This is a genomic window from Actinocorallia sp. B10E7 (genome assembly GCF_039871655.1).
Taxonomy (GTDB): Bacteria; Actinomycetota; Actinomycetes; order Streptosporangiales; family Streptosporangiaceae; genus Actinocorallia.
In genome coordinates, this window is record NZ_JBDPLZ010000012.1 from 21,384 (window position 1) to 36,009 (window position 14,626).

Consider the following 14,626-nt stretch of genomic DNA (forward strand, 5'->3'; position numbering starts at 1 on the left):
GGGTGAAAACGTCGAGGTCGCCCGGGGGAAGCCTGCTGGTAGCGGGGACGACGTCGGATGCGGGCAAGAGTGTCGTGACGGCCGGGCTGTGCCGGGCGCTGGCGCGGCGGGGGGCGCGGGTCGCGCCGTTCAAGGCGCAGAACATGTCGAACAACTCGATGGTCTGCGCCGACGGGGCGGAGATCGGGCGGGCGCAGTGGGTGCAGGCGCTGGCGGCGCGGGCCGAACCCGAGGCGGCGATGAATCCGGTGCTGCTGAAGCCGGGGAGCGACCGGCGCAGCCATGTGGTGGTGATGGGGGAGCCCGCTGGGGCGATCGAGTCCTACCAGTTCGCCGGGGGGCGGGCGCGGCTCGCCGAGGCGGCGTTCGCGGCATATGACGACCTGCGCGGACGGTTCGACGTCGTGGTCTGCGAGGGGGCGGGCAGCCCTGCGGAGATCAACCTGCGGGCCGGCGACTACATCAACATGGGGCTGGCGCGGCACGGGGGGATCCCCACCGTGGTCGTCGGCGACATCGACCGGGGCGGGGTCTTCGCGGCGATGCACGGGACCGTCGCGCTGCTGGAACCCGCCGACCAGCGGCTGATCGCGGGCTTCGTCGTCAACAAGTTCCGGGGCGACCTCGGGCTGCTGAAGCCGGGACTGGAAGAGTTGGAGCGGCTGACGGGGCGGCGCGTGTTCGGGGTGCTGCCCTGGCGGCCCGACCTGTGGCTGGACTCAGAGGACGCGCTCGACCTGGAGGGGCGCAGGTCCACGCACAAGGCGGCGCTGCGGGTGGCCGTCGTGCGGTTCCCCCGGATCAGCAACTTCACCGACATCGACGCTTTGGGCGCCGAACCGGACGTCGACGTCGTGTTCGCGGGCAACGCGCGGGCGTTGCAGGGGGCCGACGTCATCGTCCTGCCGGGCACCCGGGCGACCATCGCCGATCTGCGGTGGCTGCGCGAGCGCGGCATGGACGAGGTGGTGCTGGCGCACGCGCGGGTGGGACGGCCGGTGCTGGGGATCTGCGGCGGTTTCCAGATGCTGGGCCGGGCGATCGCCGACCCGGACGGGGTCGAGGGCGCCGCCGGGGCGTCCGTCGAAGGGCTCGGGCTGCTGGGCGTCGACACCCTGTTCTCGCCGCGGAAGGTCCTGCGCCTGCCCGAAGGGAGCGCGCTGGGGCATCCGGTCGGGGGATACGAGATCCACCACGGCCGGATCACGCCTGCTGACGGCACCGAGGAGTTCCTCGGGGGAGCGCGCAGCGGAGCGGTGTACGGGACGATGTGGCACGGCAGCCTGGAGAGCGACGGGTTCCGCCGCGCCTGGCTCCGGGAGGTCGCGGCCGTCGCGGGGCACGGGGACTTCACTCCGGGCACCGAGGCCTTCGCCGACCTGCGCGAACGCCGCCTCGACCTGCTCGGTGACCTCGTGGAGGAGCACCTGGACGTGGACGCCCTCCTCGCCCTCGTCTCCGGGGGCGCCCCGTCCGATCCGCCGCTGCTGGAGCCGGGAGCCTCTCGATGACCGTTCTGATACTCGGTGGCACGGCCGAGGCGCGCGAACTCGCGCTCCTGCTCCAAGCCCGGAACGTCCAGTTCGTTTCGTCGTTGGCCGGGCGGGTCGCGCAGCCCCGGCTTCCCGTCGGCGAGGTGCGGATCGGAGGGTTCGGCGGCGTCGAAGGCCTCACCGGCCATCTGAAGGAGAACGGCATCTCGGCGGTCGTCGACGCGACGCATCCGTTCGCGCGGGGGATCTCGAGCAACGCCGTCGCCGCGTGCGCGCAGGCGAACGTGCCGTTGCTGCGCCTCGAGCGACCCGGCTGGGAGTCCGCTCCCGGGAGCGACTCCTGGATCTGGGTCGACACCCACGAAGAAGCGGCCGAGACCGCCGCGAGAACGGGCCGCGCCCCGTTCCTGACGACCGGCCGCCAGACGCTCGGGCATTTCCTCGAGCCGCTGGCGGACGCCGCGGCGGTGGTGCGGGTGGTCGACGCCCCCGAGCAGGTGCTGCCTCCGTCCTGGACCCTGCTGCGGAGCCGCGGCCCCTACGTCCTGGACGGCGAACGCGAACTCCTGCGCCGCCACGGATGCGACGTGCTGGTGACGAAGGACTCCGGCGGCACCCACACCTGGCCGAAGATGGTCGCCGCCGGAGAGTTGGGGCTTCCCGTCATCGTCGTACGGAGGAAAAGCCGAACCGCCGGCGTCGAGGTGGTCATCGACCACGTCGCCGCCGGCGGCTGGCTCGTAGAGAGAGGACTGGCCTGACCGGGGCGGGACTCCAGGCCGGGCCGTCCACTCAGGTGCGGACGCTCTCGATGAGCGACTGTCGGGCCTGGGCGGCCCGCGCCGTCCGCTGGACGAGACCGCTGAGGACCACGGTGATGGTGCCCCACAACACGGTCTGGGTGACCAGCGAGGAGAAGCGGAACCCCCAGAGGGTGCCGGCCGGGAAGTCGCCGGGGACCTCGTCGATCGACGGGAGCGCCAGGCCGGCGGCCGTCACGAGGACGAGCCAGCCCAAGGCGGGGACCACGGAGGCGAACCAGGCGTCGCCGCGCCGGGCCAGGTGGGCTGCGAGGACCACCGCGCCGACGGCGAGCACCACCGAGAACGCCTGGAAGCCGAAGTAGGCGGCGGTCCGCGAGGCGATCGTTTCGCCGCTGCCCGTCGCGGGAGGGTTCGGCGGGTACTTGGCCCAGCTCACGAGAGCGAACGAGACGAAACCGACCACCGCGACGAGGGCCGTGGACGCGGCAGGCCGCAGCCTGCCGACCCGGCCGAGGGCGAAGGCGGCGGCGAGCCCGACGACGCCGCCCAGCGCGACGCCGACGGCGATGGTCGCGGTGGCCAGGCCCGCCGTGGACTGCCGGGCCCGGCTGATGCCGCCCTCCTCGCCATGGCTGTGGGCGGGGGCACCCTCCGCGTGGGCGTGGTCGGAGGCCGCCGCCTCCTCGACGGCGATCGCGCCGTCGATGTGGGGCTCTCCGAAGACATAAGCGGCCCCGAAAGCCAGAATTCCGGCGATGAAACCGGCCAAGAGGCCGTGGATGAGAAAAGTCCTGGGACTCAATTCCTGCTCCTGGTGCACAAAGGCATACCCGAAAGGAAAAGTGTTTTCGGGCATGCTGAAAAAGCCGGTCGCCCGGCGAAAGGGGAGTGCCTCAGTGGCAGGGGTAGCCGAGCAGGTGGCGGCCGTCGTGGACCCACTCGTGGATCGCGGTGCCGGAGAAGAGCGAGAAGGCCCCCTGCTCGGCGCCGACGAAGAAGACGGCGATGGACGCCAGGAGCACGAAGAAGAAGGCCCACGGGGCGAGGGCGGAGAGGGGAAGCCTGGGGACTTCCAGCTCGGGGCTGGTCGTGGACACGTGAGACATGAGACCTCCGTCAAGGGATACTGCGTCCCGCTGGATGGAACCTCGCCCTCGAGTGTCTGACTTCGCCGAGAACGGCGTCACAGTAGCGCGACTGTGCCGGATTCCCACCGGCTTCCTCGCGGACGATTATGTAAAACGGTACAGGTTACTTAAATTCTGGTCAATTGCCGTGCGGCTGGTCATTTATCGAGACGACGGAACCGATCACGGTCACGGCCGGAGCGGTGATCCCTTCGGCCCGCACCAGATCGGCGATCTTCGCGAGTGTGGAACGCACGGCCCGCTGTCCGGACGACGCCCCGTCCGCGATCGTCGCCGCCGGGGTCTCGGCCGGCATACCGGCTTCCAGCAGCGCCTCGGCGATCTCGGGGAGGGTGCGCACGGCCATGAGGAACACCAGGGTCGTCCCCGACTCCGCGAGTGCCCGGTAGTCCACCGACGAGTCCGGGTGCCCCGGCGGCACATGGCCGGACACCACGGTGAACCCCTGGGACAGCCCCCGGTGGGTGACCGGGATCTCGGCGAGCGCGGGCACCGCGACCGCCGAGGAGACACCGGGGACCACGGTGACGGGCACCCCGGCGGCCCGGCAGGCGAGGAGCTCCTCGCCGCCGCGCCCGAAGACGAAGTTGTCGCCGCCCTTGAACCGCACGACGTGCGCCCCCGCCAGGGCGCGCTCCACGAGCAGCGCGTTGATGTCGGACTGTGCGGCGGCCCGGCCCCAGGGCACCTTGGCGACGTCGATGATCTCGGCGTCCGGACGCGCCCAGCGCAGCGCGTCCAGCGGGGCCAGCCGGTCGGTGACGATGACGTCCGCGGACTCCAGGGCCTCCCGCCCGCTGACGGTGAGCAGCCCGCAGTCCCCGGGACCGCCGCCGACGAGCGTCACCCGGCCGGCTCCGGCGAAGGCGCGGCCCTCCGCGCGGGGAGGCCGCACGCACAGCACACGGGCCTCGTCCGACTCCCGCTCGACGGCCTCGTCCTCCTCGACGACGCCCGTCGCGGCCACGGCGAGCCACACCCCGTCGAGATCCCCGGGACGGAGGCTCCGCGCGCTCCACCGGACGAGTCCCCGCGTGGCGAGGTCCTCGACGGACGGGACGACCGAGGGGGCGACCACGTGGACCCGGGCTCCGGCGGCGCGCAGCCCGGCGATCTGGCGGAGCGCGGGCTCCCCGCCGCCGAAGACGACGACATCACGCCCCGAAAGGTCCAGAGGATAAGGATTCATCATGAGGTTCCCAGCCGAGGTGAGGTGAGGGCGGAGGCGGCGAACCGGTGTACGGCGCCGGCGAAACGCCGCGCCATGGCCGGATGGCCCGCCCAGTGGGTGTGAAGGTAGGAGGCGTGCACCGTCGGCGTGCCGGGGCCGGTGCTGAATCCCTCCGGCGCGCCGTCGACGGTCCAGGCCGCGCGGCGTCCGGCGGGCGGCCCGACCACGGTCCGGTGGAACTCGTGCCCGGTGACCCGGTCGCCCGCCCCGGCCAGCAGGGTGTCCTGCGGCGCGGTGGCCTCCCGGTAGCCGAGGGTCAGCCGCGGGGACATGCTCGCTTCGGCGTCCAGCGAGCCCACCATCGGCTCGCCGTCCAGGACGCGGCACAGGTAGAGCAGCCCGGCGCATTCGGCGACGACGGGCACGCCGCCGTCCACGGCCCGTCCGAGGGCCGTGCGCAACGGGAGGTTCGCGCCCAGCCCGCTCGCGTGCACCTCGGGGAAGCCGCCGCCGAGGTAGAGGCCCGAGGTGCCGTCGGGCAGCCCGGAGTCGGCGAGCGGATCGAAGTGGACGACGTCGCATCCCGCCGCGCGCAGCAGTTCCTCGGTCTCGCTGTAGCGGAAGGTGAACGCCCGTCCGCCCGCGACCGCCACGACGGGCCGCCGCGCGCTGGGCGGCGAGATGTTCTCGGCGGCCGACCACGGGACGGCCTCGAGTGGCGGGGCCTGCCCGGCGAGGGCGACGATCCGCCGCAGGTCGACCTTCTCGGCGATCCGCGCCGACAGCCGTTCCAGCGCCCGGGTGGCGTCGTCTCGTTCGGCGACGGGGACGAGCCCGAGGTGCCGGGACGGGACGGTGATCCCGTCGTCCCTGTTCAGAACGCCCAGAACCGGCACGCCCGTCGGTTCAAGGGCTCGTCGGACCTCTCCGGCGTGCCGCTCCGAGCCCGCCTTGTTCAGGATGACCCCGGCGATGCGGAGTTCCGGGCCGTAGGCGACCATGCCCTGGACGACGGCGGCGATCGACCGCGAGGCGTGCGAGATGTCCACGACGAGCACAACGGGCGTGCCGGTGACGGCCGCGACATGGGCGGTCGAGGCGAAGCCGTCCCCGCCCAGCTTCCCGTCGTAGAGCCCCATGACGCCCTCGATGACGGCGATGTCCGCGTTCCGTGCTCCGGCCAGCAGCAGCGGCGCCAGCCGTTCCTCGCCGGCCAGGTGCGGATCGAGGTTGCGCCCCGGCAGCCCGGTCGCCAGCGAGTGGTACCCGGGGTCGATGTAGTCGGGGCCGATCTTGTGCCCGGACACCCGGTGTCCGGCCGCCCGGAGCGCCGCCATGAGGCCCGTCGCCACGGTGGTCTTGCCGTGGCCGGAGGCGGGGGCGGCGACGACCAGGCGCGGCAGGTCTACCATTCGATGCCCCGCTGGCCCTTCTGTCCGGTGTCCATCGGGTGCTTGACCTTGGCCATCTCGGTCACCAGGTCGGCGGCCTCCAGCAGCCGGGGGTGGGCCCGCCGCCCCGTCACCACCACGTGCTGCCGCCCCGGCCGGTTCACGAAGGTCTCGACGACGTCCTCGACGTCGACCCAGCCCCAGACGATCGGGTAGGTGAACTCGTCCAGGACGTACAGGTCGTGGGTCCGGGCGGCGATCCGGCGTTTGATCTCCGCCCAGCCTTCGGCGGCGTCGGCCGCGTGGTCGGCCTCCGACCCCTGAGTGCGCGACCAGGACCAGCCCGAGCCCATCTTGTGCCACTCGACGGGTCCGCCCTCGCCCGTCTCGTCGTGCAGCCGGCCGAGCCGTTCCAGCACGGTCTGCTCGCCGACCCGCCACTTGGCGGACTTCACGAACTGGAACACCCCGATGCTCCAGCCCTGGTTCCAGCCGCGCATGGCCAGGCCGAACGCGGCGGTCGACTTGCCCTTGCCGTCGCCGGTGTGCACCACGAGCAGCGGCCGGTTGCGCCGCTGCCGGGTGGTGAGCCCGTCTTCGGGGACGTTCAGCGGCTGGCCCTGGGGCATCAGGCGATCCTCTCTCGGACGGCGGTGGTCAGTTCATCGGCGGCGACCTCGCCGAGAGGCACGTACTCGGCGCGGAGTTCCCCGCTGAGCCGGCGGGCCAGGCCCATCCGGAAACGGCCGGTCTCACAGTCGACGACCAGCGCGGCCACGCCCGTGTCGGCCAGCCACCGGGCGGCTCGTCGCGACCTGGCCACCGGGTCGGGGCCCGCCGTGGCCCGGCCGTCGGTGACGACGACGAGCAGGGGTCTGCGCCGAGGGTCGCGCAGGCGTTCCCGCCGCAGCACCTCGGCCGCGGCGAGCAGGCCCTCGGCCAGCGGGGTGCGGCCGCCCGCGGGCAGCTCGGCCAGGCGGGCGGCGGCGACGTCGACCGAAGAGGTCGGCGGCAGGACCACTTCGGCGGACGTCTGCCGGAACGTCACCAGCCCCACCTTGTCGCGCCGCTGGTAGGCGTCGAGCAGCAGGGAGACGATCGCCGTCTTGACCTGGGCCATGCGGCGGCGCGCGGCCATGGAGCCGGAGGCGTCGACGCAGAACAGGACCAGGTTGGACTCGCGGCCCTGGGTGACGGCGATCCGCAGGTCCTCGCCGCGCACCAGCAGGCCGGAGCCCCGGCGGCCGCGTGCGCGCTGGTGCGGGGCCGCCGCGCGGAACGTCTCCAGCAGGTGGACCTGACCCGCCCCCTCGCCGGGCCGCCGGGCGCCGATCCGCCGCCCGGTCCGGGTGAGCGCCGGAGACCTGCGTCCGGCCTCGCCGGTCCCGGTGCCGGAAACCCGGAACATCCTGGACCGGTAGGGGGTGCCGGGGGAGACGACGCTGAAACCGGCCGCGCCGGAGTCCGGATCCGCGGGGTCCGTCGCGGAAGGATTCTCGGCGGATTCTTCGCCGTTTTCGCCCGGCTCGGTCGGCCCGGCGTCGGGCTCGGAGCTCTGGTGGGCGTCGAGGGGCGTCCAGGTCTCCTCGTCCGCGGGGCCTTCGTCCTGCCCGGGGGGCGGGTCCGAGGGCTCAGGCCCGGACGGCGGGGGCGGATCCGGAGGGAGTTCGTCGCCGAGGATCTCGTCGAGCAGATCCTCGTCGATTCCGGGCGCGTCGAACGGGTTGCGGCGGCGCCGGTGCGGAAGTGACAGGCGGGCGGCGGCCCGGATGTCCTCGCGGGTGACGGCGTCGCGGCCGTGCCAGGCCGCGTGGGCGGCGGCGGCGCGGGCCGTGACGAGGTCGGCGCGCATGCCGTCGACCTCGAAGGCCGCGCACACCTCGGCGATCTTGAGCAGGGCCGCGTCGCCGAGCACGACCCGGCCGAGCAGTTCCCGTGCCGTGCGGATCCGGCGGGTGAGCTCCTGCTCGGCGCCGGCGAACCGCGCGGCGAACCCGTCCGGGTCCGCCTCGTAGGCCAGCCGCCGCTTGACCACCTCGACCCTGGTTCGCGGGTCCCGGGGCGCCGCGACCTCCACGGTCAGCCCGAACCGGTCGAGCAGCTGGGGCCGCAGCTCCCCCTCTTCGGGGTTCATGGTGCCCACCAGGACGAACCGGGCGGCGTGTTCGACGGAGACCCCGTCGCGTTCGACCGTCGAGCGGCCCATCGCCGCGGCGTCCAGCAGCAGGTCGACGAGGTGGTCGTGCAGCAGGTTCACCTCGTCGACGTACAGGATGCCGCGGTGGGCGCGCGCCAACAGCCCCGGCTCGTAGACCGTGACGCCTTCGGCCAGGGCCTTCTCCAGGTGCAGCGAGCCCAGCACCCGGTCCTCGGTCGCGCCGACGGGCAGTTCGACGAGCCGGACCGGCCGGGTCTCCACGGGCGCGTCCGCGGGGAACGGGCCGTCGGGGGAGAGCGGGTCGCGCTCGGCCGGGTCGCTGGAGAAACGGTCTCCCGCGATCACCTCGATGGGTGGCAGGACCCGGGCCAGTGCCCGGACCATGGTGGACTTGGCTGTGCCCTTCTCGCCCCGGACCAGGACGCCGCCGACCGCCGGCGAGACCGCGGTGAGGGTGAGGGCGAGCGCCATGTCGTCGGAGCCGACGACCGCGCTGAAGGGGAAAGGCGATGGCATGTGAGGCTCCCGCTCGTCGTGCCGCCGATCAGCGCACGAGGCCGGTCTTCGGACTTCCCAGGTCTTCGCCTGAGTCACCGCAGCGGGCCTGTGCCGGACTTTCACCGGCTTCCCAGATTCTCCCCCGGAGGGGCACCTCGTGCTGAAGTACGCGCCAAGGCTACTCCCCGGAGAAGGCGGGACGAACCGCGGGTGGTCGAGCGCTAGGGTCGTGCGCCATGACTTCCTGCGTGACCGTGGTCGGCATCGGCGCCGACGGCTGGGCGCGGCTCGACGAGGAGACCCGCCGAACCGTCGAACGCGCCGGGACCCTGATCGGCGGTGAACGGCACCTGGCGATGGTGCCTCCGGTCGAGGGGCAGCGGCGGCTGCGCTGGCCGTCCCCGCTGCGCGCCGGGCTGCGCGAGCTGCTGGCGTCCTGCGACGGCGGCGCGGTGGTGCTGGCGTCGGGCGACCCGCTGCTGTCGGGAGTCGGCAGCACCCTCATCGACGTGCTCGGCCCCGAGCGGGTGGAGGTCATCCCCGCCCTCTCGTCGGTCACGCTGGCCCGCGCCCGGATGCGGTGGCCCGCCGAGACGACGACCGTGCTCAGCCTCGTCGGCCGGGACCCGCGCACCCTTCTGCGGCTGCTGACCCCCGGCCGCCGGATCCTCGTGCTCTCCGGCGACGGCTCCACCCCGCGCCGCGTCGCCGAACTCCTGGTCGCCTCCGGGTTCGGGACGAGCGAGCTGACGGTCCTGTCCGACCTGGGCACCGCCCAGGAGGCGGCGTTCCGCGCGGTCGCCGCCGAGGGCGTGCCCGCGCGGTCGCCGGCGCTGAACGTGGTCGCGGTCGAGTGCGCCGGTTCCCCGGCCGGAAAATCGCTGGTGGCGGGCTTGCCCGACGAGGCGTTCGAGCACGACGGCCAGCTCACCAAACGGGACGTCCGGGCTTCCGCGCTGGCTCGGCTCGCCCCGATGCCCGGCCAGTTGTTGTGGGACGTGGGCGCGGGCGCGGGCTCGGTCGGCATCGAGTGGATGCGCACCGACGCCTCCTGCCGGACCGTCGCCGTCGAGTCCCATCCCGAACGGGCCCGCAGGATCGAGGCGAACGCGGCGGCCCTCGGCGTTCCCGCCCTGCGGGTCGTGCACGGCCGTGCGCCCGAGGCCCTGGACGGCCTGGAAGCCCCCGACGCGGTCTTCGTCGGCGGCGGAGCCACCCGTGAGGGCGTGCTCGAGCACTGCCTGCGGGCTCTCCGCCCGGGCGGCCGCCTGGTCGTTCACGGCGTCACCCTGCAGACGGAGGTGCTGCTGGCGGCCAAGTACCGCGAACTCGGCGGCGAGCTGGTGCGCCTGAGCGTCGAGCAGCTGGCGCCCCTGGGCGCGTTCGACGGCTGGACCCCCTCCAGGACCGTCACCCAATGGTCGCTCAGAAAGGAAGCACAGTGACCGTCCACTTCGTCGGAGCCGGACCCGGCGCCGCCGACCTGCTCACCCTGCGCGCCGTCAAGCTGCTGGAACGCGCGGACGTCTGCCTCTACCCCGGCACCTACATCGACGAGCACGTGCTGTCCCACTGCCGTGACGACGCCGTCCTCATCGACACCCGGCACCTGGACCTCGACCGGATCGTCGCCCACCTGGCCGACGCCCACCACGCGGGCCGCGACGTCGTCCGCCTCTGCTCGGGCGACCCGTCGCTCTACTCGGCCCTGGCGGAGCAGACCAGCCGCCTGGACGAGCGCGGCGTCCCCTGGGACGTGACCCCCGGCGTCCCCGCCTACGCGGCGGCGGCGGCCCTCCTCGGCCGGGAGCTGACAGTCCCGCTGCTGGCCCAGTCCGTCGTCCTCACCCGCACCCGGGCCAGATCCACCGCCATGCCGGAAACCGAATCCCTCGCGGCCTTCGCCAGGACCCGAGCCACCCTCGTCCTGCACCTGGCCATCACCCGCGTCCGGCACCTGGCGGCCGAACTCGTCCCCGAGTACGGCCTCGACTGCCCCGCCGTCGTCGTCGCCAACGCCTCCCAGCCCGCCGAGCTCATCCTCACCGGCACCCTGTCCGACATCGCCGACCAGGTGGAGGCCCACGGCCTGAGACAGGCCGCCGTCATCCTGGTGGGCCGCGCCCTGGACCCCGAGGCTCGCCGAGGCCGGGAGTCCTACCTGTACGACGCCCGCAGGGAACGCCGCCTTACGGCCCGCGAGGACTGAGTCCCTCCATCCCCGGCCGGCCCGCCCTCACCGGGCGCGCTCACGACGTGGGCATGCAGACCGACGATACCGTCACGCTTCCCGGCGACCCGTTCTCGCTGGAGAAGGTCCCCTGCCACTGCCGGACGGACGGCTGGGAGCTCTGCGAGAGGACCGGTGACGTGGCGTTGAAAGCCCCGCCGACCAGCACGGTGTCCGCCGGACACTCGCCTCCGAGCGCGACCGCCGAACCGCTCGCGGGCACCGTCACGGCCTCGCCCGGCACGGTCACGGGATCCCCCACCGCTCCGGGCGGGCCAGGGTCGCCCTTATCGCCCTTGTCGCCTTTATCTCCCTTTTCTCCTTTCTCGCCGTCCCGGCCGTCTCTTCCGTCTGCGCCGTCCTTCCCGTCCCGGCCGTCCAAGCCGTCCCGGCCGTCCAAACCGTCCGCGCCATCCGTGCCGTCTTTGCCGTCCACGCCATTCGGACCGTCTCTTCCGTCCCGGCCCTCCCTACCTTCCTCGCCTTTCTCTCCCTTGCGGCCTTTTCGTCCCTTGGATTTGGCGCATTTGATTTTGACGAAGACGAATCTGGGCTTGTGTCCCCTTTCTTTGATCTTCACCCGCTTGTAGCATCCTCCGCTCGAGCTCAGAGCGTCGGCTGGGCCGGTGAAGAGGGCGAAGGCAGAGGCGGTCACCACTGCCAGAAAAAAGACCGACAACCGCATAAGAAGCATTCTTCTCTCTTGTCCGACACCATCCGGGCCCGGTCGCCGGATGACAGGAACAGGAGATCATCTACGCGCCCGCGCAGTGTTTCTCCTCATTATGAATATGGTCGAGGATCATTAATTCCGACCGGTCGCCCGGGTCAGATCCAGCCTTCCCGCCAGGCGCGGTGGGCGGCGGCGTGACGGGAGGAGACGCCCAGTTTGGCCATGGCCGACGAGAGGTAGTTGCGCACCGTGCCGGGGGCCAGATGGACCTGGGCGGCTATCTCGTTGACCGAGGCACCGGTCCGCGACGCGCGCAGCACCTCCAGCTCCCGCGCGGTGAGCGGGCAGTCGTCCTCGGCCAGCGCGGAGGCGGCGATGTCGGAGTCGACGTAGCGCCGCCCGGCGGCGACGTCGCGGAGGATCTCGGCCAGCCGGGAGGCGGGCGTGGTCTTGGGCACGAAACCGCTGACGCCCGCGGCGAGGGCGCGGCGGAGCACCCCGGGACGCGCGTGGCGGGTGACCAGGACGATCCGGGTCGGCAGCTCCGCGCGGATCTCCTGCGCGGCGTGCAGCCCGTCGGCGGGCGGCATCTCCAGGTCGAGCACGGCGATGTCGGGGCGGTGCTCGCGCGCCAGCCGCACCGCGTCGGTGGAGGTCGACGCCTCGGCGACCACGGACAGGTCGTCCTCCAGCTCCAGCAGCGCCGCCAGCGCACCACGCATGAGGTCCTCGTCGTCGGCGATCAGCAGCCGGATCACGCCGCACCCGCCGATGCGGCCGTCCCCGCCGGAAGCGACGCGACGACCTCGAACCAGCCGCCCTCCCGCCGCCACTCGAGCGTGCCCTCGGCGTCCCGCAGGCGTTCGGCCAGGGCGGACAGCCCGGTGCCCGCGTCCGGGGGAGAGGCCCCGTCCGCGCCATCGTTGCCGACCCGCAGGAGGGCGCGGCCCTCCTCGAACCGGTAGGAGATGCGAGCGCGGCTCGCGCTGCTGTGGCGCAGCATGTTGGTGGTCGCCTCGCGCATCACCAGGCCCAGAAGGTGGCGGCCGGTCTCGGAGAGGGCCCGCGCGTCGGCGCCGTCGGCGCGCTCGACGCTCGTCCGGATTTCGGCGGCCTCCAGCACCTTGGACGCGTTGGCGATCTCGTCCCGCAGCGCCGTGCGCCGGTAACCCTGCGCCACGGCGCGGGTGTCGCGGAGCGCGTCGGCCGACAGCCGCCGCACCTCCCGCATCTCCGCGGCCGCCCGGGACGGGTCGGTCGCGGCCAGCCGCTCGGCCAGTTCGCTCTTGAGGGCGATGACCTGGAGGCTGTGTCCCTGGATGTCGTGGAGGTCCGCGGCGAACCTGAGCCGCTCCTCCTTCACCGCGAGCTCGGCGGCCAGACGTCCGGCGGCGTCCAGGCGGTCGGCGACGTCCCAGGCCCACAACATGCCCAGCGTCATCCACGCCGTGAACGCGACGGTCCCGGCCGGGAAGACCGCGGCGAACGGCCATTCCGCGTCCCCGGAGAGGAGGCCGGCGGCTCCGCCGAGCGCGGCGGCCGAGACCACCGCCGCGGCGACCAGCGCGCGCCGTCGTGTCGGCGGCAGGAACGTCGCCGCGACCGACACCATCACGGCCGGGGGCAGCGGCCAGGACTCATGCCCGAGGAGGACCAGCGGGACCAGGCCGAGCACGGCCGCCGCCGCGCAGCCGGCCGCGAGCCACATGACGGGCGGACGTCCGGGCCGCGCGCCGCCGGTTCCGCGGGGAAGCCGACGGTCGAGCAGAACCAGGACCGCCGGAAGGAGCACGGCGAGCGCGGCGGCGCCGAGCAGCGCCGCCCAGCCGGGCGTACGCGGGTCCATGCCCCAGCCCCGGACGGAGAGCACGAGGAAGAGCGTGATGGTCCCGGCGAGACTCCACCATGTGTAACGGCGGAAACCTCCCAGACCGGTCCCGCGTTCCGTCGGCATGTCACGCACGCCGACATTGTCCCTCTTCCAGCGAGGGACGCGGCCGCACCGCCTGGCTGATGACAAATGTCATGAGAGGTCGTGACAGCCGCACCCGACCGCGTGCGCTTCCGTCACTACTGGACGGCACCGGCCTGCCGCAGTCTGTGACTCATCCCCTTCGACTCCGTACCGGAAGGAACCGGCACATGAAGCGCACCGGCCACGACCATCAAGCGCGAGGATGGCTCCCCTTCCTCCGCCACTACCTGGAGATGATCGCCGCGATGCTCGTCGGCATGGCCGTCTTCGGCATGCTCATACGCGGCGGCCTCGCACTCGCCGGACTGGAGTTCCCGGCGAGGCACCCCGAACTGCTCATCCTGGAGATGGCCTTCGACATGACGGCGGGCATGACGCTCTGGATGCGTTACCGTGGCCACGCCTGGCCCGCCACCGCCGAGATGGCCGCCTCCATGATCGTCCCGGCCCTCGCCCTGCTCCCGCTCCTGTGGCTGGACGTGCTCTCGGGCGGCACGGCGATGCTCCTGGAACACGTGCTGATGCTCCCGCTCATGCTCCTGGTCATGCTCCGCCGCCGCGAGGAGTACGGAGGCCCCGACCATGTCTGACCGCATGGCCCGGCTCTGGCCGTTCGCGCTGGCCATCGCCATGGCGGCGTCCATGCCGACCGACGACTCCTCGATCCGGACGGTCCTCACCGACATCCTCCTTCTGCTGCCCTTGGTCTACCTCGTGGCCGCCAAGACGGACCGGCGCGAGGCGTCGTGGCCCGCCCTCCTGCTCCTCACCGGCTCCTACGTACTGCTGCGGGCACTCGACCTGGTGGCGCCATCCACCGCCTTCGCTGCGATAGCACTGGCCATGCTCGTCTGGGGTACCTTCGACGGAGCACTACGCGACTCCCGCGCCTTCCGCACGCAGACCCTCGGAATGATCGCTTTCGGCTCCCTGGCCCTGGCCGGCCTGCTGACGGAGCCCGACCTGGGCCGCCACCTGATCGCCGCAGGCTGGTTCCTCCACGGCCTCTGGGATTTCGTCCACCTCAAGAAGGACGCGGTCGTCTCCCGCTCCTACGCGAAGTGGTGCGGCACCCTCGACGTCCTGGTCGCGGCCCAGCTCGTGCTCCTTTCCTGACAGGCCGGG

Annotated in this window: 15 protein-coding genes and 2 riboswitches; of the genes, 6 read left to right on the top strand and 9 right to left on the bottom strand. The window is 72.8% G+C overall.

What is annotated here, in order from left to right:
- Positions 1 to 2: 2 nt before the first annotated feature.
- Together ABGB12_RS30155 and ABGB12_RS30160 are read left to right on the top strand one after the other, a co-directional pair.
- Complete coding sequence (locus ABGB12_RS30155) at positions 3 to 1,511, top strand: cobyric acid synthase (protein WP_347683054.1); 1,509 nt, start codon at positions 3 to 5, stop codon at positions 1,509 to 1,511.
- Positions 1,508 to 2,254, top strand: coding sequence for a cobalt-precorrin-6A reductase (locus tag ABGB12_RS30160; RefSeq protein WP_347683056.1), 747 nt, complete (start codon positions 1,508 to 1,510; stop codon positions 2,252 to 2,254). Before ABGB12_RS30155 ends, ABGB12_RS30160 begins: the two co-directional genes overlap by 4 nt.
- Before the next feature lie 31 nt (positions 2,255 to 2,285).
- Here the strand turns inward: ABGB12_RS30160 and ABGB12_RS30165 are convergent, their stop codons facing one another.
- The 6 genes from ABGB12_RS30165 to ABGB12_RS30190 form a co-directional block, all read right to left on the bottom strand.
- Positions 2,286 to 3,059, bottom strand: a complete 774-nt coding sequence (locus ABGB12_RS30165; protein ID WP_347683058.1) for a CbtA family protein — start codon at positions 3,057 to 3,059, stop codon at positions 2,286 to 2,288.
- A gap of 91 nt (positions 3,060 to 3,150) precedes the next feature.
- Complete coding sequence (locus tag ABGB12_RS30170) at positions 3,151 to 3,363, bottom strand: CbtB-domain containing protein (RefSeq protein WP_347683060.1); 213 nt, start codon at positions 3,361 to 3,363, stop codon at positions 3,151 to 3,153.
- Position 3,364: 1 nt separating this feature from the next.
- A riboswitch (adenosylcobalamin (AdoCbl) riboswitch) is annotated at positions 3,365 to 3,501 on the bottom strand.
- A gap of 22 nt (positions 3,502 to 3,523) precedes the next feature.
- Positions 3,524 to 4,594, bottom strand: coding sequence for a uroporphyrinogen-III C-methyltransferase (gene cobA, locus ABGB12_RS30175; RefSeq protein ID WP_347683062.1), 1,071 nt, complete (start codon positions 4,592 to 4,594; stop codon positions 3,524 to 3,526).
- On the bottom strand, positions 4,594 to 5,988 hold the full coding sequence (locus tag ABGB12_RS30180; protein WP_347683063.1) for a cobyrinate a,c-diamide synthase: 1,395 nt from the start codon (positions 5,986 to 5,988) through the stop codon (positions 4,594 to 4,596). The genes cobA and ABGB12_RS30180 overlap by 1 nt, the downstream gene beginning before the upstream one ends.
- Entirely contained in the window at positions 5,982 to 6,596 is a 615-nt protein-coding gene (gene cobO, locus ABGB12_RS30185; RefSeq protein ID WP_347683065.1) for a cob(I)yrinic acid a,c-diamide adenosyltransferase, read from the bottom strand. The genes ABGB12_RS30180 and cobO overlap by 7 nt, the downstream gene beginning before the upstream one ends.
- Positions 6,596 to 8,641 carry a VWA domain-containing protein gene (locus ABGB12_RS30190; RefSeq protein WP_347683067.1) on the bottom strand — a complete coding sequence of 682 codons (2,046 nt, stop codon included), beginning with the start codon at positions 8,639 to 8,641 and terminating at the stop codon, positions 6,596 to 6,598. The genes cobO and ABGB12_RS30190 overlap by 1 nt, the downstream gene beginning before the upstream one ends.
- Before the next feature lie 21 nt (positions 8,642 to 8,662).
- Positions 8,663 to 8,796, bottom strand: a riboswitch (cobalamin riboswitch).
- 63 nt (positions 8,797 to 8,859) lie between these two features.
- Between ABGB12_RS30190 and cbiE the strand changes: the two genes are divergently transcribed.
- Together cbiE and ABGB12_RS30200 are read left to right on the top strand one after the other, a co-directional pair.
- The gene (gene cbiE / locus ABGB12_RS30195) at positions 8,860 to 10,068 is read left to right on the top strand and encodes a precorrin-6y C5,15-methyltransferase (decarboxylating) subunit CbiE (RefSeq protein ID WP_347683069.1); all 1,209 of its coding nucleotides are present in this window, start codon (positions 8,860 to 8,862) and stop codon (positions 10,066 to 10,068) included.
- Positions 10,041 to 10,832: an SAM-dependent methyltransferase gene (locus ABGB12_RS30200; RefSeq protein ID WP_347683071.1), complete on the top strand. Its 792-nt coding sequence runs from the start codon at positions 10,041 to 10,043 to the stop codon at positions 10,830 to 10,832. Before cbiE ends, ABGB12_RS30200 begins: the two co-directional genes overlap by 28 nt.
- A 40-nt stretch (positions 10,833 to 10,872) precedes the next feature.
- Here the strand turns inward: ABGB12_RS30200 and ABGB12_RS30205 are convergent, their stop codons facing one another.
- From ABGB12_RS30205 to ABGB12_RS30215, 3 genes are all read right to left on the bottom strand, one after another.
- The gene (locus ABGB12_RS30205) at positions 10,873 to 11,538 is read right to left on the bottom strand and encodes a hypothetical protein (protein ID WP_347683073.1); all 666 of its coding nucleotides are present in this window, start codon (positions 11,536 to 11,538) and stop codon (positions 10,873 to 10,875) included.
- A 143-nt stretch (positions 11,539 to 11,681) separates the two neighbouring features.
- A complete protein-coding gene (locus ABGB12_RS30210; protein ID WP_347683075.1) occupies positions 11,682 to 12,284 on the bottom strand; it encodes a response regulator transcription factor in 603 nt (200 codons plus the stop codon).
- A complete protein-coding gene (locus tag ABGB12_RS30215; protein ID WP_347683369.1) occupies positions 12,281 to 13,480 on the bottom strand; it encodes a histidine kinase in 1,200 nt (399 codons plus the stop codon). The genes ABGB12_RS30210 and ABGB12_RS30215 overlap by 4 nt, the downstream gene beginning before the upstream one ends.
- 188 nt (positions 13,481 to 13,668) lie before the next feature.
- Here ABGB12_RS30215 and ABGB12_RS30220 point away from each other — a divergent pair, with 188 nt between their 5' ends.
- Positions 13,669 to 14,091 (top strand): hypothetical protein, encoded by a 423-nt coding sequence (locus ABGB12_RS30220; protein ID WP_347683077.1) that lies wholly within the window; start codon positions 13,669 to 13,671, stop codon positions 14,089 to 14,091.
- On the top strand, positions 14,084 to 14,617 hold the full coding sequence (locus ABGB12_RS30225) for a hypothetical protein (protein ID WP_347683079.1): 534 nt from the start codon (positions 14,084 to 14,086) through the stop codon (positions 14,615 to 14,617). Before ABGB12_RS30220 ends, ABGB12_RS30225 begins: the two co-directional genes overlap by 8 nt.
- Positions 14,618 to 14,626: the final 9 nt, after the last annotated feature.